Origin of the sequence: Pseudogemmobacter humi, assembly GCF_900609055.1 — a bacterium.
GTDB classification, from domain to species: domain Bacteria; phylum Pseudomonadota; class Alphaproteobacteria; order Rhodobacterales; family Rhodobacteraceae; genus Pseudogemmobacter; species Pseudogemmobacter humi.
In genome coordinates this window covers 1-22,356 of the sequence record NZ_UXAW01000051.1, presented here as the reverse complement: position 1 = coordinate 22,356, position 22,356 = coordinate 1, and the positions used below count along the sequence as shown (strand labels likewise).

The window sequence follows — 22,356 nt, the reverse complement described above, 5'->3', positions numbered from 1 at the left end:
CGGATGCCGTGCATCCGCCCCTTTTGCTTTGCCGGGATTGCGCCCGGTGAACTGCGCTCAATGCGCCATGTCACCGTGGCCGTGACCCTCGCCGTCCTTCGGCGCGTCGACCGAGAATTCCACGTCGAGCCGCCCGGCCTTCTCGAAGATCAGCGTGCCCTTGACCAGGTCGCCCTCGGCCAGCGGTGTTTTCAGCCCCATGAACATCACATGCAGCCCGCCGCGCTCCAGCTTCACGGTCTCGCCCGCCGGGATGTCGATGGCGGGCACATGGATCATGCGGGCCACACCCTCGGCATCCACTTCCGAGGTATGCAGTTCGGTCTTGTCGGCCGCGTCGCTTTCGGCGCCGATCAGCCGGTCGGCGCTCTCGCCGCCGTTGGTGATGCTGAGATAGCCGCCCGCCGATTTCGCGCTGGCGATCGGGGCGGGGATATGGGGATGACCCACCTCCAGATCGCCCAGGGTGAACTCATGGGCGAAGGCGGGAGCAGCGAGAAAAAGCGCGAAGACGGCGCCGATGATGCGGTTCATGACAGGTTTCCTTGTTCCGTCGGATGAGATTGCGCCCGGGCGGTCTGCGCCGGGAAAGACAGGCAGTCTCAGACGGAAGGCGGCGCCCGCGCGCCATGGGCGGGGCCGGTCACGGCCAGGAAAGGCGCGGTCCAGATCGGGGGAACGAGCGGGACGCCCGGGCCCTGCGCGGCCTCGGCCGGGGCCTGGGGCGCACCGGGCAGCAGGGTGCCGTCATGCAGCCGGCACAGCGGGCAATCGTCGCCCCCCGGCCCGGCGTGATCCTCTCCGCCGCAAAGATCGCCATAACTGCCGCCGGACAGGAAGAAAGCCCGCAGCGCCTCTTCATCGGCCGAGGGCGCGCGATGCGCCCAGGCCGCAGCCGAGACCGACAGCGTCAGAGCCGCCATGACCAGCAGGCTGAACAGTCTTATGCGCAAAAGCCCTCTCATGCGCATGAGGATGCCCGATGCCCGCCGGGCTGGCAATGTGGCGCAGAGCCGCGGTTCATCGGCTCAGGCGCATCACCGGCAGATTGCCTGCCGGGCCCGAAACCCAGGCCGAGACCGGCACCGCAAGCGCGAGGCCAAGCGCCACCGGCAACAGCCAGACGCTCAGCAGCCCGAAGCCGATCAGACCGAGAAGCGCAGCGCCGAGGGCGGTTTCCGCCGCGTGGAACTTCAGCAGATCCTTCAGCGGGATGCGGCCATGGGCGTGCTGCGGCCAGCCGGTATCGGCGCCGGTCAGCGCGCGGGTGATGATCTTGCCGTGATGCAGCATCATCACCGGGGCGGAAAGCACCGCGACCAGGGTCTCCAGCCCGAGGATCCGCAGGAAGCCGAGCCGTTTGCCCTTCGGCACCCCCACCCGGCGCAGATAGTCGATCACTCCGAACACCCGCGGCGCGAACAGAAGGAAGATCACCGCGCCGGCCAGCCAGATCTCGGTCCCGCCGGTCGCGCGGCCGGTGCGGCCCTGCTCGGCCAAAGCCCACAGAACCAGCATCACCGCCAGCATGACCGAGCCGAGATAGGCCATCGCCCCCGACAGGAAATGCAGCCGCGAGACCGGATTCAGCCCCGGCACCTTCAGGAGCCGCAGATGCTGAAGGTTGCCCTGGCACCAGCGCGCATCGCGTTTCAGATGCGCAAGCAGATTCGCGGGCGCGTCCTCGTGGCTGTCGGCGGCCTCGGGCAGGATGCGCACACCCCAGCCGGCGCGGCGCAAAAGCGCGGCCTCGACGAAATCGTGGCTCTGGATCACGCCGCCCATCGGGCGCGGCCCGGGCAGATGCGGCAACCCGCAGCAGGTGGCGAAAGCCTTCATCCGCACCATGGCGTTATGGCCGAGGAAATTGCCCTCGGACCCCGTCCACATCGCGAAGCCGCGGCCATGCGGCCCGCCGTAGACCCGGCTCGCGAAACTTTGCAGCCGCTGCCAGGCGGTGTCGCCCGGCGCGGTCAGCGGCAGGGTCTGCACCAGACCGCAGCCCGGATCGGCGACCAGCGCGTCCGCCAGCGTCAGCACCGTCTCGCGCCCCATCACGCTGTCGGCGTCGAGGATCAGCGCCGCGTCATAGGCCGCGCCCTGGCGCGAGATCCAGTCGCGGATGTTCCCTTGTTTGTAATCGGTGTTCTTCACCCGGTGGCGGTAGGTGATCGCCAGATCCGGGCGGCTCGCGGTCAGCCGGGCGACCAGCGCGGCCTCGTCCAGCGCCGCGCGGCCGTTCCTCGTGTCCGAGAGGATATGCAGCGAGAAGCGGTGCGCGTGCCCCGGCGCGCGCAAAGCGTCGAGCAGCGCGACCGAGGGGCCGATGGTCTCGGCCGGATCCTCGCCATACATCGGCAGAAGGATCGCGATCCGCAGCCCGGGGGCCGAGGCATGCGCGCGGGGCGGCGCGCGCCAGAACAGCCCGCAGAACGACGACACCACCGAAAGCGCCATCCAGTAGACGGCGAAACCCGACAGGAAGGCCAGCGCCGCATCGGCCGGGGTCAGCGCCCCGTCGGCGGCCAGCACGCCGCCGGTCGCCCAGCCGAACAGGGTGGCGAAGGGCGGCGGCAGGATCAGCACCGCCGCGCGGGCCAGCCGCGAATGGGCAGGCCGCGGCCCGGCCATTCGCGCCGCAGGGTCGCGGAAGGCGCGATCGAGCTGCTGATCCGGCATCGCCAGCGGCGCCGGAAGCGTGACGGGGCGGAACCCGTATTGCGGACGGAAAGCGCGGGACATGTTCAGGGCACCCAACGATAAAGCCAGACTTCGCCGACCATCGCCACGCCGCCGCGCCAGAGTTCGACGCGCAACTCGGTCGGACGGTCCTCGGGCAGGATCAGCGTGGCATCGACCCGCATCCCGCCGGTGGCGGGATTGGGATGGATCAGAACGCCGGTCACCTCGGCGCCATCGGCCGTCACCCGGGCCTCCAGCGCCGCGGGATCGGATCCAAGCGCCGGATGCGCCTCATAGTCGATGGCGAACATGCGGCCGGCCTCGAACACGCGCTCGCCGGTGCGGGTGGCGACCACCCGCGCCTTCTCGCCATCGACCGGGGGGGCGCCTTCGGCCCAGTGCAGCCGCCAGGCGAAGCGGTGCTCATCTCCGGCCTCCAGCGGCGCCTCGGGGCGCCAGAAGGCGACGATATTGTCGTAGATCTCTTTGTCTGCCGGGATCTCGACCAGCACGACGGCGCCCTTGCCCCAGTCGCCCCGGGGCTCGACCCACAAGGACGGGCGGCGCTCGTAATGCGCGGCCAGATCGTTGTAGGCGCCCGGATCGCGGGCGCGCTGCATCAGGCCGAAGCCGCGCGGATTCTCATCGGTGAACCACGAGGTCTCCACCGCTTTCGGGTTCCTGAGCGGGCGCCACAAGAGATCGCCCTGGCCGGTCGCGACCAGCAGGCCGTCGCTGTCATGGACGCCCTCGCGGAAATCGTCGAAGCCGATCCGGTTCAGATCGTTGAACAGGAACATCGAGGTTTCCGGCGCGATCCCCGGCTCGTCGAGCGTGACGCGGGGGAAGATCACCGCCTCGACATCCATCGTGGTCGTGTCACCCTTGCGGATCACGAAGCGGTAGGCCCCGGCGGCCGAAGGGCCATCCATCAGCGCCCAGACCACGGCCTCGGTGTCGTGCAATGCGCCCTGTTCGATCCAGAACCGGCGGAACAGCGGGAATTCCTCGGCCGCGCTGGCCGAGGCGGTGTTCAGCGCGAAGCCGCGCGCCGACAGACCGTATTGCTGGCCCTTGCCCACGGCGCGGAAATAGGTCGCGCCCTGAAAGACGGCATATTCCTGAAAGCTGCCGGGCCGCTCGATCTCGCCCGTAAGGCGGAAGCCGGAAAAGCCGGTGCCGGTCTCGGGCAGGTCGGGGAAGCGGTCGGTGCGCACGAACAGGTCGTAATCGAACAGAACCTCGCGCGCCTCGCCCGCATGCACCGCGAAGATGCCGATCGGATAATGCTGGTAGAGGCCCGCGACGAACATCTCGGCGCGCACCGGGCTGTCGGTGTCGGAGAACAGCGCGTGTTTGCCGTCATACCAGATCTCGCGGATCTGGTCGTAGGTCAGGCCCTTCCATTCCGGCGAGATCTCGGCCGGGGCCTCGAACGGCTGTTCGGCAAGCGCCCGGGCCAGAGCCTCGACCATGCCGTCGGCGAAGGGCTCGGCCGGGCCGAGCTTCACGCCCGCGCCGGTGGTGATGCCCTGATCCGCCGCCGCGTCCTGCGCGTCCGCCGCGCGCGGCAGCATCCCCGCCGCCGCTGCCGTCAGCACCCATTGAAGCGCGCTGCGCCTCGTAAAGCCATCCAGGCTTTGCTTCGTCATGGTTTAACCCCTTGCACCGGAGCCAGCGGCCCGGTCTCGCCGATAACCACCCCGGCGGCCGGCAGCTCTGCCGGGGCCCGGGGCGTGTCCAGATGTTTCTTCCAGCTTTGCCCCTTGACCCAGCCCACCAGCCGCGCGGTGGCCCAGATCAGGAAAAGCCCGGTCAGATTGATGGCGGGCGTGACGATCCAGCCCGGCCCCAGCAGTTTCAGCACCGCCCCCAGCACCCGCGCCAGCACCATCGAAACCGCAAAAACCGCCAGCGACTGCTTGCCGATGTCGATCACCATCCCGGCTGCGCGCGGCCAATGGGCGGCGAACTGCTTCAGCCGCGCGCCCGCTGGCCCGGCAAGCGTCCAGGCCAGATAGGCCAGCGCAAGGAAATGCACGTAGCGCAACAGGCCGAAGCCGGTCTTGTCGTAAAGCGGCAGCCATTCGCGCCGCCAGGTCTGAAGGAATTCCGACCGGCCGATGGTCACATACCAGGCGAAAGGCACCGTCGCGATCAGGATCCCCACCGCCAGCCAGACCAGATCGCGGCGCAGAGGCGGCGCGGGCAGCCAGCCCGACATCAGCGCGAAGCCGGTGAAGAACACCAGTTGCCAGGCGAAGGGGTTGAAGAACCAGGGCCGCGTCGAGCCGTTGACGAACCACCATTCGGCCGGGATCCACAGACTGCCCGAGGTGCCCAGCAACCACAGCATCAGCGAGGCCAGCAGGGGCAGCCGGGTGTCGATCCTGGCCAGCGCGATCATGCACGGCACCAGCGCCAGCAGCACGATATACATCGGCAGGATGTCGAAATAATTCGGCACATAGGTCAGCGTCATCAGGCCGAAGAAATTCGAACCCGTGTTGCGCAGGAACGGGTAGAGGTTCAGCGCCCCCACCTCGTCGCGCGGGAAGGCGCCGGTCATGTTCAGCGCCAGCATCGACAGCAGCGCCACGAAGAAGATCCCCAGATGCACCCAGTAGACCTGCCAGATCCGGTAGAGGATGCGCCCCGTCCCGGTCAGCCAGCCCGCGCGGTGAAAGATCACCCCATAGGCCAGCGCCGAGGCCATGCCCGAACAGAACACGAAGATCTCGGTCGAATCCGAAAAGCCGAACCGGCCCGGCAGCCAGAGCGTCCAGGGATTGTCGGTGATATGGGCGAAGAGGATGACGATCATCGCCAGACCGCGGAAAAAATCCAGCCTCAGGTCACGCTCCCGCCGTTTGACGGTCACTGTTTCGTGGCTCACAATCTGCCTCTGCAAACTGGCTGGTGACGGGCCTTTCCGGCTTTGCGCCGGCTGGTTCCCGCCCCTGGCGGTTGAGCCCGAATCTGCGGCGACTTTGCAGTTGCAGCATCCGGGGCTGAGCGCGATTCGATACTGCCGGTTTGGCTTTGCTTCAATGGACAAGTGTTTGAAATCACCGCGGGCTGCGGGAAATCCCGGCCAAAGGGGTAGGGATTGTGCGGCTTTCCGCCGATCAGCCGCGATTCCGCCGCTGCAAGACCGGGAAAAGGGCCGGTGGGCGGCGATTTACGTCCCGCAATAAGTGACGTAGCCGCCGAATCCGGTGGGCGCGGGCAGCATGAACGACTCGCGCGGGGTGAAGGGGTCGCGCACCGCTTCCAGAGCCGCGAGGAACGGCGCCATGTCGCCCGCTTCCGCCGCGTTCAGGGCCTCTTCCACCCGGTGGTTGCGCGGGATCACCGCGGGGTTCGCCGCCAGCAGCCGCTCTTCGGCCCCGGGCCCGAGCCTCGCGCGCCAGCGCGGCAGCCAGGCCTCCATCGCGGCGAAATCCTGAAACAGCGCGCGCAGCGGCGGGTGGTCACCCTGCACCGCCCCGGCAAGGCGGCGGAAGGTCAGCGTCCAGTCCGCGCCCTGCATCGCCGCCAGCAGATCGTCCGCCAGCGCGCCGTCGCCCTCGTCCTCGCCCGCCAGCGCGAGCTTTTCGCGCATCACCGCCAGCCATTCGCGCCGGTAGAGGCCTGCGATACCGGACAACCGTTCGTTCGCAATCGCGACGCCCTGTTCCTGATCCGCCGCCAGCAGCGGCAGGATCGCCTCGGCCAGCCGCGCGAGGTTCCAGCCGAGGATCAGCGGCTGATTGGCGTAAGCATAGCGGCCCTGCCGGTCGATCGAGGAAAACACCGTGCCGGGGGCATAGCTCTCCATGAAGGCGCAGGGGCCGTAGTCGATGGTCTCGCCCGAGATCGCCATATTGTCGGTGTTCATCACGCCATGGATGAAGCCGAGCCCCATCCATTGCGCGATCAGCCGGGCCTGGCGCTGCGCCACCGCATCGAAGAACGCCAGATACGGCTCGGGGGCCTCCGTCAGGTCGGGGTAGTGGCGGCTGATCGCGTAATCGGCGAGCGCGCGCACCTTGTCGGTCTCGCCCCGGGAGGAAAGGAACTGGAAGCTGCCGACGCGGATATGGCTTGCAGCCACCCGCGCCAGAACCGCGCCGGTCAGCGCTCCCCGCTGGGCACCGCTGTCGCGAAACACCTTTTCGCCGGTCGTCGCCACCGCCAGAGCGCGCGTCGTCGGCACGCCGAGCGCCGCCATCGCCTCGGAAATCAGATATTCCCGCAGCATCGGCCCGAGCGCCGCCTTGCCGTCAGCCCCGCGCGAGAACGGCGTGCGGCCCGAGCCCTTCAGTTGCAGGTCCCACAGCCGCCCGTCCGGGCCGCGGAACTCGCCCAGAAGATGCGCCCGCCCGTCGCCCAGCGAGGGGGAAAAGCCGCCGAACTGATGCCCCGCATAGGCCAGCGCCACCGGCTGCGCGCCCGGCGGCAGTTCAGCCCCGGAAAACCAGGCCGCGCCATGTTCGCGCAGCGCGGCCGGGTCGAGGCCCAGGCTTTCGGCCAGAGGCTCGTTCAGCACGGCGAGCGCAGGCGCGGGCGCCGGATCGGGCTGGTGGGGCAGAAAGGTGCCCGGCAGGTCCGCCTGCCAGGAATGTTCAAACCGGAATGTCATCGCGCGCGCTCCCTGACCCGGAAGATATGGCCCGTCGGGGGCCGCCGGGCAAGCATTGCGCGCGCGAAAGGCCGCAATCAGCCGCCGGTCTGAGCCGCGGCAGCCGCCAGCGCGACAGCCATCTGAGTGCAGATCTCGGCGACGCTGGTGTTCTGGGTGGTGGCGGCATCGGCCAGGTTCTGTTCGATCCCCATCGCCGAAAGCGTGCCCGCCTTGCCCTTCTCATAGGCGGCATCCACCTTTTCAGCATCGGTGGCGGGCGGCAGTTGCGCCAGCAGGCCGGCCTGGGTTTCGACGGCGGTGCCGTCGATATGGCCCTCGGCCTGGCAGTATTCCAGCAGGCCCAGCTGATTGCGGGCGGCGGCCAGGGTATCGTCCAGATCCTGCGCCAGAGCGGGGGCCGCGAGGGCGGTCGAAACCGCGGCGAGAGCCAGGAATTTACGCATCTGATACTCCATTCACATCATTGCCGGAGTGTTTCTAACAGCCGCATTCCCGGCTGGCACCGGGCAAACCGCCCCTGCGGGCCACCCCGCCAAAAGGCGGCGCGTTTTCGCCGGAGTGGCCCCGACCCGCGCCCCGGATCCCGCCTGGCCGGGAAATCACCGCTTGCCCGGCCTAAGAAAAACCTCTGCATTTTCATCTGCCCCCAGATATCCCGGGACGAGGGCAGCGCCTTTCTTTCGCGGCCCTTTCCGGGAACGCAAACGTCATGGCCTTGTTACAAAACCGCGGGATTACCGTTACCCGAAGCGCATATTCCGGCGAATGAAAGCCGGTTCTCCGGCTGGCACAATCAGGAGTGATCCATGAACACCGTGAAATTCACCGTATCGGCGCTTGCGCTCGTGGCGGCCGCCACCGTGGCCGAGGCCCGCGACCAGATCCAGATCTCCGGCTCTTCGACCGTGCTGCCCTACGCCACCATCGTCGCCGAGGCCTTCGGCGAGAATTTCGACCTGCCCACCCCGGTGGTGGAAGGCGGCGGCTCGGGCGGCGGGCGCAAGAAGCTTTGCGAGGGCGTGGGCGAGAACACCATCGACATCGCCAATTCCTCGTCGCGCATCTCGCAGTCGGACATCGACCTCTGCGCCGCGAACGGCGTGGCCGAGATCCTCGAAGTCCGCATCGGCTATGACGGGATCGTCTTCGCCTCGGCGGTGAACGGGCCGGAATTCGCCTTCACTCCCGCCGACTGGTATGGCGCGCTGGCCGCCCGGGTGGCGAAGGACGGCGCGCTGACCGCCAATCCGCACAAGACCTGGAACGAGGTCCGCGCCGATCTGCCGGCGCAGAACATCCTCGCCATGATCCCGGGCACCAAACACGGCACCCGCGAAGTGTTCGACCACAAGGTCATCACCGAGGGCTGCAAGGCGACCGGCGCTTACGATCTGTTCCTCGCCGCCGCGACCGGCGAAGAGGCCGAGAAGAAGAAGGCCGCCGAGGGCGAATGCATGAAGCTGCGCACCGATGGCCGGTCGGTCGATATCGACGGCGACTATAACGAGACCCTCGCGCGTCTTGACGCCGACAAGAGTGCGATCGGCGTGTTCGGCCTGTCGTTCTACCAGAACAACACCGAAAAGCTGCGCGTCGCCACCATCGACGGCGTGGTGCCCTCAGTCGAAACCATCGCCGCGGGCGAATATCCGATCTCGCGCCCGCTCTATATCTACGTCAAGAAGGCGCATTTCGGGGTGATCCCCGGGCTGAAGGACTTCGTGGCCTTCTTCGTCTCGGACGAGATTGCAGGCCCGGACGGCCCGCTCGCCGATTACGGTCTCGTCTCCGACCCGGAACTGGCCGCGACCCAGGCCATGGTCGAATCCGAAACCCCGATGGGCCCGCTGCAATAAGCCGCACGGACCGGCAGACTTCACGAGGAAGGGCATCCGGTTTCCCCCGGATGCCTTTTCCTTTTGCCCACCCCCCGATCATTTCCGTCTGCGAATATCCGGGGTCGGCCTTCGGTTCAGGAAACCGATGGACGGGGCCGTTTCGGGGCGGGACGGGGCCCCTTTGCCCGGCCCGCCACCCGCGCGGCGCTTGAAGCAGAGCCGGGCCTCGTCTAATCAGGACATCAGCCAGAGGACATCATGCGCATTCTCATCACCAACGACGACGGCATCAACGCCCCCGGGCTTGCGGTGCTGCACGAAATCGCCACCACCATCGCCGGGCCTTCGGGCGAGGTCTGGACCGTGGCCCCCGCCTTCGAGCAATCGGGCGTCGGCCATTGCATCAGCTACAACAACCCGACCGCCATTGCCCGGCTCGGCCCGCGCAGCTACGCGGCCGAGGGCAGCCCCGCCGATTGCGTCCTCGCCGCGATCTACGACGTGCTCTATGGCGCCAAGCCTGACCTCGTGCTCTCGGGCGTGAACCGCGGCAACAACGCCGCCGAGAACATCTGCTATTCCGGCACCGTCGGCGGCGCGATGGAGGCGGCGCTCCAGGGCATCCCGGCCATCGCCATGTCGCAATATATGGGGCCGGCGACCGACAGCCTTGCCGATCCGTTCGACTGCGCCCGCACTCATGGCGCCTCGGTGGTCAGGAAACTGCTCGACAGCGGCATCTGGACCAACAGCGATTACCGGGTGTTCTACAACGTGAATTTCCCGCCGCTTTCCGCCGCCGAGTCCAAACCGATGCGGATCGCAGCCCAGGGCTTCCGGCGCGACACCTCGTTCACCGCCGAGGCCCAGGTCTCGCCCAACGGGCGGCGGTTCCTGTGGATCAAGGGCGGGCCGCAGCACACCCCCACCCTGCCCGGCACCGATGTTGCGGTAAACCTTGACGGCCATATCTCGGTCACGCCCTTACGGGCCGACCTGACCGCCCACGACCTGCTTGAAGATCTGGCGGGCCGCATCGGATGAGCGCACGGCCCCCGGAGGATACCGACGACGACGCCTCCGGCAGCCTTGCCGAACGCAAGATGCGCTTTCTCTTCGCCCTCCGCTCGCATGGCGTGACCGATGCGCGGGTGCTGACCGCGATGGAGCGGGTCGACCGCGGCCGTTTCGTCAAAGGCGTCTTCGCCAGCCGCGCCTATGAGGACATGCCGCTGCCGATCGCCTGCGGCCAGACCATCAGCCAGCCCTCGGTGGTGGGGCTGATGACCCAGGCGCTGAACCTGGGTCCGCGCGACACCGTGCTGGAGGTCGGCACCGGCTCGGGCTACCAGGCGGCGATCCTCGCGCAGCTTGCACGAAGGGTCTATACGGTGGACCGCTGGCGGCGGCTGGTGCGCGAGGCATCCGGCATCTTCCGCGAGATGGGTCTGGTGAACGTGACCGCCGTGACCGGCGACGGATCTTTCGGCCTGCCCGATCAGGCGCCCTTCGACCGCATCCTCGTCACCGCCGCCGCCGAAGACCCGCCGGGGCCCTTGCTGGCGCAACTGAAACCCGGCGGCATCATGGTGCTGCCGGTCGGGCAATCCGACCATGTTCAGCAGCTGATCCGGGTGAAACGGGGCGAATCCGGCTTCGATTACGAGGAACTTCGCCCGGTGCGTTTCGTGCCTCTGGTCGAAGGGCTCGGGAGCGAGTAGTCTTTCGCGCATCGAGAGAGCCGGGGCATCAACCCGGACGCGGGAAGGCAAGAGGCGGTAAATCATGATCCTGACAGTTCAGACCCCCAGTGCAAAGGGCAGGGCGCGGCTGCGCCTTCTGACGGCCTCTTGCGGGATGGCGCTGCTGGCGGCCTGTTCCAACATGCCCGCGGGCTCTTTCGACTGGGATCTGCGCGGCGGCCCCGGCGGCACCGCCGACGAGGCCCGCCAGGCCACCGCCGCACGTCCGGTGCCCGACGGCAACGGCGTCCTTTCTTACCCGGGCTATCAGATGGCCCAGGCCCGCCGCGGCGAGACGGTGGCCAGCGTGGCCGGTCGCCTCGGCCTGAACCCCTCCGAACTGGCGCGGGCCAATGCGCTGCAAGCGGGCGACCCCCTGCGCGAGGGCGAGCTTTTGCTGCTGCCCGCCCGGGTCAGCGCCGCCCCGCAGCCGGTGACCGGAGCGACCGGGCCGGTCGATATCACCGCCATCGCGACCGGCGCGCTCGACCGGGTTGAGACCACCGCGCTGCCGCCGGTCAGCGCGCCCGCCGCAAGCGCCCCCGGCGGCGGCAAGGAGCCGGTCCGCCATACGGTGAAACGCGGCGAGACCGCCTTCATCATCGCGCGCTCCTACAACGTCTCGGCGAAGGCGCTGGCGGAATGGAACGGGCTAGGTTCCGACATGGCGATCCGCGAGGGGCAGACGCTGATCATCCCGGTCGCCACTGCCCCCGCGCCCAACCCCGAGCCGAAACCCGCCGCGCCCGGTTCGGGCAGCGCCACCCCCGCGCCGCCCTCGGCCTCGAAACCCCTGCCGGACGAAAAGACCGAACCGGCGGGTCAGAAACCCTCGGGCACCCCCGCCTCGCCCGATCTGGGCGCGGCCCGAACCGGAGCTTCGGCGTCGAAAATGGCGATGCCGGTCGCGGGCAGCGTGATCCGCGGCTACGACAAGAAGTCGAACCAGGGCGTGAATATCGGCGCCGCCCCCGGCACGCCGGTGAAGGCGGCGGATGCGGGCACGGTGGCGGCGATCACCAAAGACACGGAACAGGTGCAGATCGTGGTGATCCGCCACGCGGGCGGGTTGATGACGGTCTATGCCGGCGTCGACGGGCTGAAGGTGAAAAAAGGCGACAGCGTCAGCCGCGGCCAGCAGATCGGCGTGGTGCGCAGCGGCAATCCCTCGTTCCTGCATTTCGAGATCAGGAAGGGTGTCGACAGCCTCGACCCGATGCCTTACCTGCAATGACCCGCCGGGCCGTCCGGCACGGCGCCTGGTTTCCCGAAAGCTCGTCTGGCTGAGAGCGCAGAAGGGGGGGCCCTGCCCCCCTCGGCCTTCGGCCTCACCCCCCGGGATATTTAAGGACAGAAAATGAGGCGAGTTCCGCTCTGATCATTTTCTGTCTTTAAATATCCCCGCCGGAGGCATCCGTGCCGCAAGGCGCGGACCTCTGATATCTGCCGCAGCCGGAAGGCAGCGCCCCGGCACCGTGTCAGACCCGGTTCACCAGCACCTTGTCGATCCGCATCCCATCGAGATCGACCACCTCGAAACGCAGCCCCGGGCCCTGGGCGCCGGGCAATTCGAACACCTCGCCAAGGCTTGCCAGATGGCCGAGCTGGTGCAGCACCAGCCCGGCCACCGTATCGTATTCGCCTGCCGTCTCGCGCGGGATCGCCATCCGGTCGCAGAATTCGTCGGCCGGCATCCATCCCGCCACCAGCAGGCTGCCGTCCTCGCGCTCAAAGATGGCGGGCTCGTCAGCGTCAGAGGCGGCCTCGGCCCCGGTGATCGCCTCCAGCAGGTCGCCGATGGTGATCAGCCCCTCGAAATTGCCGTATTCGTCATAGACCAGCGCCAGACGGTCGCCCGATTGTTGCAACACGCGAACCACATCCAGCGCCTCCATCCGGTCCGAGATCACCGGCACCTGGCAGAGCAGCGCACGCAGATCCGGCGCCTCGCCCCTTGAGACCGCGGCGAAGACATCGGTCAGCCGAAGGATTCCCAGCACATCGCCCGCCGCATCCGCGACCGGGATCCGGCTTTTGCCGATGCGGCGGATCGCTTCCAGCGCGTCGCCGGGCGGCGTATCGGCGGGCAGGAATTCCACCTCGTTGCGCGGGGTCATCAGCGCGCGGGCGGTGCGGTCCGAAAGCCGCATCACGCCCGAGATCATCGCGCGCTCGTCCTCTTCGATCACGCCGCCCTGCTGCGCTTCGGACAAGAGCAGGTTGACCTCTTCTTCGGTCACGCGGCTTTCGCTTTCGCCACGCTGCCGCAGCAGCCAGAGCATGGCGCGGCCGGAACGGTCGAGAAACCACACCACGGGCGCCGCCGCGACCGACAGCGCCACCATCATCGGGGCGACGCGGGCGGCGATGGCCTCGGGGTTGCGCAGCGCGATCTGTTTCGGCACCAGTTCGCCCACGATCAGCGAGACATAGGTGATGGCGACCACCGCGCCGCCGACGCCGATCCGCCCGGCCCAGGCGGGGCTCATCCCCTCGGCCACCAGCCAGGCCGCGATCCGTCCGCCAAGCGTATCCCCGGCCAGTGCGCCCGACAGCACGCCTACGGCGGTGATGCCGATCTGCACGGTGGAGAGGAACCGGCCCGGATTTTCCGCCAGCCGCAAAGCCAGCGCCGCGCCGCGGCTTTTCACCGCGAGCGTTTTCAGCCGTGCCGGGCGCGAGGAGACCACCGCGAGCTCGGACATGGCGAAGACGCCGTTCAGCACGATCAGCGCAAGCAGGATCAGCACTTCGCCCAGCATCCCGGCCCCCGATCAGATCACGCCGCGACCCTGACCCCTTCGCGCGCGGCCAGATCGCAGAAGAATTGCCACGCGACCCGGCCCGAACGCGAGCCGCGCGTGGCCTGCCATTCGATCGCCTCGGCGCGCAGCCGCTCCTCGGGCACCTTCACCCCATGCGCCGCGCAATAGCCGCGGATCATCGCCAGATATTCGTCCTGGCTGCACGGGTGGAAGCCGAGCCACAGCCCGAAACGGTCGGACAGCGAAACCTTTTCCTCGACCGCCTCGGCCGGGCTGATCGCCGAGGACCTCTCGTTCTCGATCATGTCGCGCGGCATCAGATGGCGGCGGTTCGAGGTGGCGTAGAACAGCACGTTTTCGGGCCGGCCGGAAATCCCGCCGTCCAGCACCGCTTTCAGCGATTTGTAATGCTGGTCGTCATGGCTGAACGAGAGATCGTCGCAGAACAGCAGGAAGCGGTGCTGCACCGCCGCGCGCAGATGGTTCAGCAGCCGCGCGACCGAGGGCAGATCCTCGCGCGACAGTTCCACGATCTTCAGGCTCAGCCCCTCGGCCAGAATCTGCGCATGGGCGGATTTGACGAGGCTCGACTTCCCCATGCCGCGCGCGCCCCACAAAAGCGCGTTGTTCGCGGGCAGGCCGCGGGCGAAATGGCGGGTGTTCTCCAGCAGGATATCGCGCGAGCGGTCCACACCCACCAGAAGCGAGATGTCCACCCGGGCGACCCTGGTCACCGGTTCCAGCCGGTCGGGCTGGGTGGCCCAGGCGAAAGCGTCGGCCGCGTCGAAATCGGGCGCGGGCATCGGCGCGGGCGCCAGCCGTTCAAGCGCCCCGGCGATACGTTCCAGCGGATCGGTCATGCGTTGGTTCCGTCTTCGTCCTCTTCCCATTCTCCCGCGGCGCGCAACTCGGCCTCTTTCTTCTTCTCGAAGCGGCGCACGAGGAAGATCGAGATTTCATAAAGCGGGTAGACGGCGGCGAAAAGGATGATCTGGCTCATGAAATCCGGCGGCGTCACCACGGCGGCGACGATCAGGATGATCACGATGGCATAGCGGCGCACCCCCGCCAGCCCGGCCGAGGTGACCAGCCCGGCCCGGCCCATCAGCGTGAGCAACACCGGAAGCTGGAAGCACAGACCGAAGGCCAGCACGAAACTGGTGGTCAGCGCGAGGTAACTCTCCATCGAGCCCTGGAAGACGATCCCGGCGGCGTCCTTCACCTCGCGCGCGACCTGGCTGCCGGCCTCTACCGCCGGGCCGATGGCCTCGGCCACGGTGCCGGGTTCCGAGATCATCCCCTGCTGGAACGACAGGAAGAAGCTGAAGGCGATCGGCAGCACGACATAGTAGGAGAACGCCCCGCCCAGCAGGAACATCAGCGGGCTGGCGATCAGGAACGGCAGGAAGGCCTGTTTCTCGCTGCGGTAAAGCCCGGGCGCCACGAAGCGCCACATCTGATAGCCGACGATGGGGAAAGACAGCGCGATCCCTCCGATCACCGAGATGCGGATCGCGACGAAGAACCCCTCCTGCAACTTGATCAGCACCAGGCCGCAATCCTGCTGGCGTTCGGCCAGAGCAGAGCAGATCGGGCGGGTCAGGAAGTTGAAGATCGGATTCCAGACCGAGAAACAGAGGATCATGGCGACGAGGAATGCCGCCAGCGACCAGAGGATCCGGTTCCTCAGCTCGATCAGATGCTCGATCAGCGGAGCCGAGCTTTCGTCGATCTCATCTGTGCTCATGCGCTGTCCTTCGTCGCAGTCGTCGCAGCGGATTTGCGTTTCGGCGCGGGTTTCGCGGCGGGGTCTTTGACGCTTTTGGCGGCCGCAGATTTCGCGGCGGCCCTGGCGGGTGCCTTCGCGGCGGTTTTGGCCGGTGCTGCTTTGGCCGGTGCCGCGGGTTTCGCGCTTACCGGCTTAGCGGCGCTGGCGCTGCGGGTGCGGCCGGGCGTCTTCTTTGCCGGTGCCGGAGCAGCGGCGGGCGCCGTCACCGTGGCCGGGGCATCCTCGAAGGCCGCGGGGGCGGGTTGGGGCGGGTCCAGCGGCCGGGTCTCGACCGGAGCGTCGGCCAGCGGCTTTGCCGCCGCATCCGCCGGCGCGGCGGCAGCGGTCGCCGCCGTGGACGCGGCAGCCGCAGCGGCTGCGGGTCTGGTGCTGCCCGGCGTCGGACGGGTGCCCTTCAGCGGATCCCATTTCTCAAACTTGTCCGCCGCCGATTTCACCGCATCGAGGCCCATATTCTTCGGGCTGACGACCTTCTTCAGATCATCGGCCACGTCCTTGACGCCGGTTTCTTTCGCCGCATCTTCCATCGCGCGCGAGAAATCCCGCGCCATTGACCGCAGCTTGGCGGTGAACCGGCCCAGAGTGCGGAACATCTCGGGCAGATCCTTCGGTCCGATCACGACCAGCGCAACGATGCCGATGACCAGAAGCTCGGTCCAGCCGACTTCCATCCGCGCCTCTCCTTACGATTGCTCAGACGAACCCGCGCCCCCGCGAAGGGGCTCCGGGGCGAAAGCCCTGCCCGGCACCTGCCGGTCAGACCTTGTCTTTCTCCGGTTCGACCACGGGCGTCACGTCTTTCGCCGCCTCGGCCTTTTCGCGCTCGATCTCGGCGTTGCCGTCACCCACGCCTTTCTTGAAGGCGGTGATCCCTTTGCCCACCTCGCCCATCAGCGAGCTGACCTTGCCTTTGCCGAACAGCACCAGCACCACCACCGCGATCAGAAGAAGGCCGGGAAGGCCGATATTCTGGAACATGGAAACCTCCGTTCAGGCCCCCGCATGCCGGGGGAAATCCGTCCTGTCTGCGGTAAGATTAAGGCCGGGGCGGCGGCAGATGAAGGGCGATTCGGCTTGCCGGGGCGGGGCAACTGACAGTATTTTGTCAGTAGGCCCTGCCATCGCCCGGAAAAGCCGATGAAACGCGACGACCGCCTTTACGATATCGTGCAGATCCTGCGCGACGGCCGGCTGCATACCGCGCAGGAGCTGGCCGACCGGCTGGGCGTCTCGACCCGCACGGTCTGGCGCGACATGGCGATGATGGCCGCGACCGGCCTTCCGGTCACCGGGGGGCGCGGCCTCGGCTATATCCTGCGCTCGCCGCTGATGCTGCCGCCCACGGTGCTGACACCCGACGAGATCGACGCGCTGGCCACCGGGCTGCGCCATGTCGAGGCCAACGATCCGGCCCGCGCGCGGGCGGCCAAAAGCCTGCTCTACAAGATCGCGACGCTGCTGCCGCAGGCCGGGATCGAGGCGCAGGATCCGCGCGAGCCCCAGGCCTGAGCCTCAATCGGCCCACCACAGGATGGTTGCCGCGACGCCGACGCCGAAAGCGAAGGTGTTCGCGGGTTTGCCGTAGCGGGCGGCGATCCTGCGCCGGTCCCTGAGACGACAGAAGGCGCGCCCGATGAAATTGCGAGCCTTGGCCGCCTCGGCATTGTGGGGAATCGCCGACGCGCGGGATCAGGTGGAGGGGATGGCGGCCCCGGTTTGCGCCTGTGAAAGGCCGCGCGGAGCGGGGCATGTGTCCGGCAGGGCCGGAGCCGCGGCGATTACGCTCTCGTTGCCCGGGGCCGGTGGCAAGGGCTCCGGCTGCCGGGCACCCGGCTGGTGACAGGGCAACAACGGCCCGCTCCTAGACCGTAAGATTGGTCGATCCACCGTCGATCAGGATATTCTGCCCGACGATATAACCGGCATGGACCGAGCAGAGGAAGGCGCAGGTGGCGCCGAATTCCTCTGCCGTGCCGTAGCGCCCGGCGGGAATGGTGGCGGCACGCGCCTTCTTCGCCTCGTCCACGCCGATTCCCTGCGCATGCGCCGCCCCCTGATCCAGCGCGACGGCGCGGTCGGTCGCATGCATACCGGGCAGAAGGTTGTTGATCGTCACCCCACTGCCCGCCACCTGGCGCGCGGTGCCGGCGACGAAGCCGGTCAGCCCGGTGCGGGCGGTGTTCGACAGGCCCAGCACGTCGATCGGCGCGCGCACCGAGGCCGAGGTGATGTTGACCACCCGGCCCCAGCCCCGTGCGATCATCCCCGGCAAAAGCGCCTGCATCAAAGCGATCGGCGTCAGCATGTTGGCGTCCAGGGCGCGAAGGAAATCCTCGCGCGTCCAGTCGCTCCACAGCCCCGGCGGCGGGCCTCCGGCATTGGTCACGAGGATGTCGGCCCCCTCCGCAGCCGCCAGAACCCGGGCGCGGTCCTCCGCGCGGGTGATATCGGCCACCACGGGGGTAACGCTGACGCCGTGCCGTTCGGCCAGCTCCGCCGCGGTGCGCTCCAGCGCGTCAGTGCCGCGCGCGCAGATCACCAGATCCACCCCCGCCGCCGCCAAAGCCCCGGCGCAGCCCCGGCCGAGGCCCTTTGAGGCCGCGCTGACCAGCGCCCGCCTGCCCGCGATTCCCAGATCCATCGCCTTCTCCCTGCTTTGCCGCAGTCCCGAGCCTGGCCGCCCGGCCCCGAGGATGCAAGAGCCACGGCCCTGCGGCGCAGAGCGTTTGACCCCGGTGTGCGGAAACTGCTATCCTTCCTCCGGTGGTGGGGCTTAGCAGACGGTCAGGATTTCGATCGAAGATGACAGATTCCCCCTCGCGGGCCACGGCCAGCCGTGCTGCGCCCGCCTCTCCTTCGCCCGGACATGCCTGCCAGGTCTTTGCCGCCGATGACATCTGGGTCTCGGCCGGGGCGAATATGGGCGACGGCCTCGGCCTGCCCGACGAGGTGGAATCGGGCGACATCTATCAGCTGGAACCCGGCGCGCGGCCCGCGCGGCTGGTGCTGACCCACCCGGAGGCCGGCGCCGATCCGCGGGTGGGCGAGGGGTCCGCCGTGGGGCGGCCCGGCGATCCGGTGGCGACCATCGCCCGCTACACACTGATGGCCGACGACGGCGACCGGATCGAGATCCTGCTGTTGCAGGTGGCGGGCGGGCTTTACGTGCTGCCGCTCTCGCCGGTCTCGGAGCGGGCGGAATACACCCTTCTGACCACCGATACCACGCCGGGCGATATCCGGCTGTCGGAGCTGATGTGCCTTTCCTTCGCGCGCGGCACCGGGATCACGCTGGCCGACGGCCGCCAGGTCGCGGTCGAGAATCTTGAGCCGGGGATGAAGATCCTGACCCGCGATCACGGCCCGCAGGTGCTGCGCCTCGTGGGCCGCGCCACGCTGCGCGCGGTGGGGGTCTTCGCCCCGGTGGTGATCACCGCCGGAACGCTCGGCAACAGCGGCGATCTGATCGTCAGCCAACATCACCGGATGTTCCTCTACCAGCGACACCGGGTGCCGGGGCTGGCGACCTCGGAACTGCTGGTCCAGGCGCGCTGGCTCGCGGATGGCGAGCGTGTCTTCATCCGCGAGGGCGGCTTCACCGACTGGTTCAGCCTGATCTTCGACCATCACGAGATCATCTATGCTGAGGGCATCCCGGCCGAGAGCCTGATGGTCAACGACGCCACAATCTCGCGCCTGCCGCCGGAACTGGCGGCCGAGGTGCAAACGCGCTTCCCCGGCCTTGCCCAGGTGCAGCATTTCGGCACCGAGGCCGGGCGGCAATTCCTGGAAACCCTCGGCGGCGAGGCGCTCTACCCCGCGCGGACGAGGGGCGGTCCGGGCCGGTGACCCTTTGCCAGCCGCAGCCAGAAGAGGTTTCGCGCCTTATGGCGCGAAATGCCTCCGGCGGGGATATTTAAGGACAGAAAATGAACAGAAACGCTCCTGCCATTTTCTGTCCTTAAATATCCCGGGGGTGAGGCCGAAGGCCGAGGGGGCAGGGCCCCCTCTTCCACGCCATGCAAAGAGCGGACGGTCCGGGAATTTAGCCGGCGGCGCCGGCCCCGCTTTTGCCGCCGCGGCCGGATCATGGCGCGGCGTGGTGTTCCAGCCTGCGCTGCATCCCCTCGCTCGCGGTGCCGAGGTTCCAGAACAGCGCGCTTTCGGGCAGCGCGGTGTCGGTGCCGATCCAGGGCTCCATCGAGGCGCTGACGATGCCCTGGAGCGTCATCTCACCCGCCTCCATCACCATGATCGGCGAGGAACTGGCGCCCGGCGAGATGTCGCAGCTGAAGTAGATCACCGCCATGCCGAAACGCTGGCGGCGCTGCCCGCATTCCTGCCACGAGAACTGCCAGCCGTTCTCGCGGTGGAAGCGTCCGTCATAGCCCAGCACCCAGACCGGGCCCGCGCTATGCTGGCGCGAAGACCATTGCATCGCGCCGCGCGGCTGACCCGCGCCCCAGGTGCCCTCGGGCATGATCTCGTCCGAGACGGGCCGCGTCAGCCGGTAGGCCACCCAGTCCTGGACCCAGGGCATGGCCACGCCGCTGCGGGTGAAATTGACCGGCATCGGCTCCAGTTCCACCGTGACGCGGGACAATTCCCGCAGAGCGGGATCCCCCGGCCCGCGGTAGGCGGCATAGGGATAGAACAGCGCCGGATCGTCGGGCTCGCAATGCACATCGCCTGGCAGCCTGGCCACCAGCAGATGCAGCGAGGTGATCGCGTAATCCACGCCCCCCACATTGACCAGCACCGCGTTCGAGCCCCAGCCGCAGGCCGGAATGTCGATCCAGCCGGTACGGTTCGCCGCGGTCAGCAGCGCGACCTCGGTGGCGCTCAGCCCGGCGGCGGGTTTGTCGCGTAAGACCGTCAGCGCCTCGCGGTCGCCGTTGTCGGTGAACCAGGCTGCGCGCGCGGGCGCGGCCAGCACCAAAGCCAGAACCAGGAGAACACGACGCATATCCGCACCCCGCACTTTCCCGCAGCAAAACCATGCGCACCCCTGCCTGTCCAGAGCCACAGCCCCGTGGACGGGCCGCGCGGAAACCGCTAGAAGCCCGCTCATGCTGGACAATGCCCCCCCTCTGCCTTCCGAGATCGCCCGCCGCCGGACCTTCGCGATCATCGCGCACCCGGACGCCGGCAAGACCACGCTGACGGAGAAGTTCCTGCTGTTCGGGGGCGCGATCCAGATGGCAGGCCAGGTGCGCGCCAAGGGCGAGGCGCGGCGCACGCGCTCGGACTTCCTCAAGCTGGAGCAGGACCGCGGCATCTCGGTCTCGGCCTCGGCGATGTCCTTCGACTACCGCGAATACCGCTTCAACCTGGTCGACACCCCCGGCCACTCGGACTTTTCCGAGGACACCTATCGCACGCTGACCGCGGTGGACGCCGCGGTGATGGTGATCGACGGCGCCAAGGGGGTGGAAAGCCAGACCCGGAAGCTGTTCGAGGTCTGCCGGCTGCGCGATCTGCCGATCCTGACCTTCTGCAACAAGATGGACCGCGAGGCCCGCGACACGTTCGAGATCATCGACGAGATCCAGGAGAACCTGGCGATCGACGTGACGCCGGCTTCGTGGCCGATCGGCTCGGGGCGCGATTTCCTCGGCGCCTATGACCTTCTGAACGACCGGCTGGAACTGATGGACCGCGCCGACCGCAACAAGGTGGCGGAATCGGTGAAACTCGACGGGCTGGACGATCCGCGTCTGGCCGATCACATCCCCGCCGACATGCTGGCGCAACTGCGCGACGAGATCGCCATGGTGCGCGAACTGCTGCCGGCCTTCGACCGCCAGGCCTTCCTGCATGGCGCGATGACGCCGATCTGGTTCGGCTCGGCGATCAATTCCTTCGGGGTGAAGGAACTGATGGAGGGGATCGGCAATTTCGGCCCCGGCCCGCAGCCGCAGAAGGCGGCCGAGCGTCCGGTGGCGGCGGATGAGCCGAAAGTTACCGGCTTCGTGTTCAAGGTCCAGGCCAATATGGACCCGAAGCACCGCGACCGGGTGGCCTTCGTCCGCCTCGCCTCGGGGCATTTCGAGCGTGGCATGAAGCTGACCCATGTGCGCTCGAAGAAGCCGATGGCGGTGACGAACCCGGTGCTGTTCCTCGCCGCCGACCGCGAACTGGCCGAGGAGGCCTGGGCGGGCGACATCATCGGCATCCCGAACCACGGCCAGCTGCGTATCGGCGACGCGCTGACCGAGGGCGAGACGTTGCGCTTCACCGGCATCCCGTCTTTCGCGCCGGAACTCTTGCAAAACATCCGCGCCACCGATCCGATGAAGGCGAAACACCTGGAAAAGGCGCTGCTGCAATTCGCCGAGGAAGGCGCCGCCAAGGTGTTCCGGCCGATGATCGGCTCGGGTTTCATCGTCGGCGTGGTGGGCGCGCTGCAATTCGACGTGCTGGCCAGCCGCATCCAGCTGGAATATTCGATCCCGGTGCGGTTCGAGCCCTCGCAGTTCAGCTCGGCGCGCTGGATTTCCGGCGACAAGGCCGAGATCGAGAAACTGGTCAACGTGAACAAGCAGCATATCGCCAGCGATTCCGACGGCGATCTGGTGTTCCTGACCCGGCTGCAATGGGACATCGACCGGGTGGTGCGCGACTATCCGCTGGCGAAACTGACCGCGACCAAGGAAATGATGGTCTGAGCGCGGCCCGGGCTTTCGCCCGGGACCCGTGGTCAGAAATCGAAGATATCGCCGAGGAAATCGTTCAGCCGGCTGCGCTTGCTGCGGCCATGGCGGCGGTCGTCATCATCATCGTCATGCTCGTAACGGCGGCGGCTTTCCTCGCGCCGGCGGTCCCGGTCGCCGTAGATTCCGTCGCGCGGCAGGTCGCGCGCCCCGCGATGATCTTCCCGCGCAGGGGCCGCGGCGCGCTCGGGGGCGGGCGG

At 68.0% G+C, this 22,356-nt stretch carries 21 protein-coding genes and 1 pseudogene; 7 read left to right on the top strand and 15 right to left on the bottom strand.

Going from position 1 to position 22,356, the window contains the following annotated elements:
- Positions 1 to 57 precede the first annotated feature (57 nt).
- From XINFAN_RS06360 to XINFAN_RS06330, 7 genes are all read right to left on the bottom strand, one after another.
- A complete protein-coding gene (locus XINFAN_RS06360; RefSeq protein WP_124085655.1) occupies positions 58 to 534 on the bottom strand; it encodes a copper chaperone PCu(A)C in 477 nt (158 codons plus the stop codon).
- 68 nt (positions 535 to 602) lie between these two features.
- Entirely contained in the window at positions 603 to 953 is a 351-nt protein-coding gene (locus XINFAN_RS06355) for a DUF2946 family protein (RefSeq protein WP_124085654.1), read from the bottom strand.
- A gap of 67 nt (positions 954 to 1,020) precedes the next feature.
- On the bottom strand, positions 1,021 to 2,742 hold the full coding sequence (mdoH, locus tag XINFAN_RS06350; RefSeq protein ID WP_124085653.1) for a glucans biosynthesis glucosyltransferase MdoH: 1,722 nt from the start codon (positions 2,740 to 2,742) through the stop codon (positions 1,021 to 1,023).
- Between the two features lie 2 nt (positions 2,743 to 2,744).
- The gene (locus XINFAN_RS06345) at positions 2,745 to 4,334 is read right to left on the bottom strand and encodes an OpgD/OpgG family glucan biosynthesis protein (RefSeq protein WP_124085652.1); all 1,590 of its coding nucleotides are present in this window, start codon (positions 4,332 to 4,334) and stop codon (positions 2,745 to 2,747) included.
- A complete protein-coding gene (locus tag XINFAN_RS06340; RefSeq protein ID WP_233352145.1) occupies positions 4,331 to 5,578 on the bottom strand; it encodes an OpgC family protein in 1,248 nt (415 codons plus the stop codon). Before XINFAN_RS06340 ends, XINFAN_RS06345 begins: the two co-directional genes overlap by 4 nt.
- A 285-nt stretch (positions 5,579 to 5,863) precedes the next feature.
- Positions 5,864 to 7,306 (bottom strand): protein adenylyltransferase SelO, encoded by a 1,443-nt coding sequence (locus XINFAN_RS06335; protein WP_124085651.1) that lies wholly within the window; start codon positions 7,304 to 7,306, stop codon positions 5,864 to 5,866.
- A gap of 77 nt (positions 7,307 to 7,383) precedes the next feature.
- Positions 7,384 to 7,752, bottom strand: a complete 369-nt coding sequence (locus XINFAN_RS06330) for a pore-forming ESAT-6 family protein (protein WP_124085650.1) — start codon at positions 7,750 to 7,752, stop codon at positions 7,384 to 7,386.
- Between the two features lie 363 nt (positions 7,753 to 8,115).
- Between XINFAN_RS06330 and XINFAN_RS06325 the strand changes: the two genes are divergently transcribed.
- The 4 genes from XINFAN_RS06325 to XINFAN_RS06310 all read left to right on the top strand — a co-directional run bounded on the left by XINFAN_RS06325 (position 8,116) and on the right by XINFAN_RS06310 (position 12,123).
- A complete protein-coding gene (locus XINFAN_RS06325; protein ID WP_124085649.1) occupies positions 8,116 to 9,165 on the top strand; it encodes a substrate-binding domain-containing protein in 1,050 nt (349 codons plus the stop codon).
- A 240-nt stretch (positions 9,166 to 9,405) separates the two neighbouring features.
- The gene (gene surE, locus XINFAN_RS06320) at positions 9,406 to 10,191 is read left to right on the top strand and encodes a 5'/3'-nucleotidase SurE (RefSeq protein ID WP_124085648.1); all 786 of its coding nucleotides are present in this window, start codon (positions 9,406 to 9,408) and stop codon (positions 10,189 to 10,191) included.
- Positions 10,188 to 10,868 carry a protein-L-isoaspartate(D-aspartate) O-methyltransferase gene (locus XINFAN_RS06315; RefSeq protein WP_124085647.1) on the top strand — a complete coding sequence of 227 codons (681 nt, stop codon included), beginning with the start codon at positions 10,188 to 10,190 and terminating at the stop codon, positions 10,866 to 10,868. The genes surE and XINFAN_RS06315 overlap by 4 nt, the downstream gene beginning before the upstream one ends.
- A gap of 64 nt (positions 10,869 to 10,932) precedes the next feature.
- Positions 10,933 to 12,123 carry a LysM peptidoglycan-binding domain-containing protein gene (locus XINFAN_RS06310; protein ID WP_124085646.1) on the top strand — a complete coding sequence of 397 codons (1,191 nt, stop codon included), beginning with the start codon at positions 10,933 to 10,935 and terminating at the stop codon, positions 12,121 to 12,123.
- Positions 12,124 to 12,367: 244 nt separating this feature from the next.
- On the opposite strand, the gene XINFAN_RS06305 is transcribed toward XINFAN_RS06310, so the two are convergent.
- From XINFAN_RS06305 to XINFAN_RS06285, 5 genes are all read right to left on the bottom strand, one after another.
- Positions 12,368 to 13,651, bottom strand: a complete 1,284-nt coding sequence (locus tag XINFAN_RS06305) for a hemolysin family protein (protein WP_124085645.1) — start codon at positions 13,649 to 13,651, stop codon at positions 12,368 to 12,370.
- A 17-nt stretch (positions 13,652 to 13,668) separates the two neighbouring features.
- On the bottom strand, positions 13,669 to 14,514 hold the full coding sequence (locus XINFAN_RS06300) for an ATP-binding protein (protein ID WP_124085644.1): 846 nt from the start codon (positions 14,512 to 14,514) through the stop codon (positions 13,669 to 13,671).
- Positions 14,511 to 15,401: a twin-arginine translocase subunit TatC gene (tatC, locus tag XINFAN_RS06295; protein WP_124085643.1), complete on the bottom strand. Its 891-nt coding sequence runs from the start codon at positions 15,399 to 15,401 to the stop codon at positions 14,511 to 14,513. Before tatC ends, XINFAN_RS06300 begins: the two co-directional genes overlap by 4 nt.
- Complete coding sequence (gene tatB / locus XINFAN_RS06290) at positions 15,398 to 16,114, bottom strand: Sec-independent protein translocase protein TatB (RefSeq protein ID WP_124085642.1); 717 nt, start codon at positions 16,112 to 16,114, stop codon at positions 15,398 to 15,400. Before tatB ends, tatC begins: the two co-directional genes overlap by 4 nt.
- An 85-nt stretch (positions 16,115 to 16,199) precedes the next feature.
- Complete coding sequence (locus XINFAN_RS06285; protein WP_124085641.1) at positions 16,200 to 16,421, bottom strand: twin-arginine translocase TatA/TatE family subunit; 222 nt, start codon at positions 16,419 to 16,421, stop codon at positions 16,200 to 16,202.
- Between the two features lie 159 nt (positions 16,422 to 16,580).
- Here XINFAN_RS06285 and XINFAN_RS06280 point away from each other — a divergent pair, with 159 nt between their 5' ends.
- Positions 16,581 to 16,952: a helix-turn-helix transcriptional regulator gene (locus XINFAN_RS06280; RefSeq protein ID WP_124085640.1), complete on the top strand. Its 372-nt coding sequence runs from the start codon at positions 16,581 to 16,583 to the stop codon at positions 16,950 to 16,952.
- Positions 16,953 to 17,304: 352 nt separating this feature from the next.
- Here XINFAN_RS06280 and XINFAN_RS06275 read toward each other — a convergent pair whose 3' ends face one another.
- A complete protein-coding gene (locus tag XINFAN_RS06275) occupies positions 17,305 to 18,084 on the bottom strand; it encodes an SDR family oxidoreductase (protein WP_124085639.1) in 780 nt (259 codons plus the stop codon).
- A gap of 161 nt (positions 18,085 to 18,245) precedes the next feature.
- On the opposite strand from XINFAN_RS06275, the gene XINFAN_RS06270 reads away from it, so the two are divergent.
- Entirely contained in the window at positions 18,246 to 19,292 is a 1,047-nt protein-coding gene (locus XINFAN_RS06270; protein WP_124085638.1) for a Hint domain-containing protein, read from the top strand.
- Between the two features lie 238 nt (positions 19,293 to 19,530).
- On the opposite strand, the gene XINFAN_RS06265 is transcribed toward XINFAN_RS06270, so the two are convergent.
- Positions 19,531 to 20,409, bottom strand: coding sequence for a trypsin-like serine peptidase (locus XINFAN_RS06265; RefSeq protein WP_124085637.1), 879 nt, complete (start codon positions 20,407 to 20,409; stop codon positions 19,531 to 19,533).
- Between the two features lie 103 nt (positions 20,410 to 20,512).
- On the opposite strand from XINFAN_RS06265, the gene XINFAN_RS06260 reads away from it, so the two are divergent.
- A complete protein-coding gene (locus XINFAN_RS06260) occupies positions 20,513 to 22,111 on the top strand; it encodes a peptide chain release factor 3 (RefSeq protein ID WP_124085636.1) in 1,599 nt (532 codons plus the stop codon).
- Between the two features lie 32 nt (positions 22,112 to 22,143).
- On the opposite strand, the pseudogene XINFAN_RS21640 reads toward XINFAN_RS06260, so the two are convergent.
- Positions 22,144 to 22,356 (bottom strand): annotated as a pseudogene (locus XINFAN_RS21640) (hypothetical protein); the annotation flags it as partial.

What these genes read in the sequence shown, in the direction of transcription:
- XINFAN_RS06330 (WP_124085650.1), bottom strand. Translation starts at nt 7,752, where the DNA reads ATGCGTAAATTCCTGGCTCTCGCCGCGGTTTCGACCGCCCTCGCGGCC.
- XINFAN_RS06280 (WP_124085640.1), top strand. Translation starts at nt 16,581, where the DNA reads ATGAAACGCGACGACCGCCTTTACGATATCGTGCAGATCCTGCGCGAC.
- mdoH (WP_124085653.1), bottom strand. Translation starts at nt 2,742, where the DNA reads ATGTCCCGCGCTTTCCGTCCGCAATACGGGTTCCGCCCCGTCACGCTT.
- XINFAN_RS06345 (WP_124085652.1), bottom strand. Translation starts at nt 4,334, where the DNA reads ATGACGAAGCAAAGCCTGGATGGCTTTACGAGGCGCAGCGCGCTTCAA.
- XINFAN_RS06265 (WP_124085637.1), bottom strand. Translation starts at nt 20,409, where the DNA reads ATGCGTCGTGTTCTCCTGGTTCTGGCTTTGGTGCTGGCCGCGCCCGCG.
- XINFAN_RS06275 (WP_124085639.1), bottom strand. Translation starts at nt 18,084, where the DNA reads ATGGATCTGGGAATCGCGGGCAGGCGGGCGCTGGTCAGCGCGGCCTCA.
- XINFAN_RS06285 (WP_124085641.1), bottom strand. Translation starts at nt 16,421, where the DNA reads ATGTTCCAGAATATCGGCCTTCCCGGCCTTCTTCTGATCGCGGTGGTG.
- XINFAN_RS06305 (WP_124085645.1), bottom strand. Translation starts at nt 13,651, where the DNA reads ATGCTGGGCGAAGTGCTGATCCTGCTTGCGCTGATCGTGCTGAACGGC.
- XINFAN_RS06300 (WP_124085644.1), bottom strand. Translation starts at nt 14,514, where the DNA reads ATGACCGATCCGCTGGAACGTATCGCCGGGGCGCTTGAACGGCTGGCG.
- tatC (WP_124085643.1), bottom strand. Translation starts at nt 15,401, where the DNA reads ATGAGCACAGATGAGATCGACGAAAGCTCGGCTCCGCTGATCGAGCAT.
- XINFAN_RS06325 (WP_124085649.1), top strand. Translation starts at nt 8,116, where the DNA reads ATGAACACCGTGAAATTCACCGTATCGGCGCTTGCGCTCGTGGCGGCC.
- XINFAN_RS06270 (WP_124085638.1), top strand. Translation starts at nt 18,246, where the DNA reads ATGACAGATTCCCCCTCGCGGGCCACGGCCAGCCGTGCTGCGCCCGCC.
- XINFAN_RS06310 (WP_124085646.1), top strand. Translation starts at nt 10,933, where the DNA reads ATGATCCTGACAGTTCAGACCCCCAGTGCAAAGGGCAGGGCGCGGCTG.
- surE (WP_124085648.1), top strand. Translation starts at nt 9,406, where the DNA reads ATGCGCATTCTCATCACCAACGACGACGGCATCAACGCCCCCGGGCTT.
- XINFAN_RS06315 (WP_124085647.1), top strand. Translation starts at nt 10,188, where the DNA reads ATGAGCGCACGGCCCCCGGAGGATACCGACGACGACGCCTCCGGCAGC.
- XINFAN_RS06335 (WP_124085651.1), bottom strand. Translation starts at nt 7,306, where the DNA reads ATGACATTCCGGTTTGAACATTCCTGGCAGGCGGACCTGCCGGGCACC.
- tatB (WP_124085642.1), bottom strand. Translation starts at nt 16,114, where the DNA reads ATGGAAGTCGGCTGGACCGAGCTTCTGGTCATCGGCATCGTTGCGCTG.
- XINFAN_RS06260 (WP_124085636.1), top strand. Translation starts at nt 20,513, where the DNA reads ATGCTGGACAATGCCCCCCCTCTGCCTTCCGAGATCGCCCGCCGCCGG.
- XINFAN_RS06360 (WP_124085655.1), bottom strand. Translation starts at nt 534, where the DNA reads ATGAACCGCATCATCGGCGCCGTCTTCGCGCTTTTTCTCGCTGCTCCC.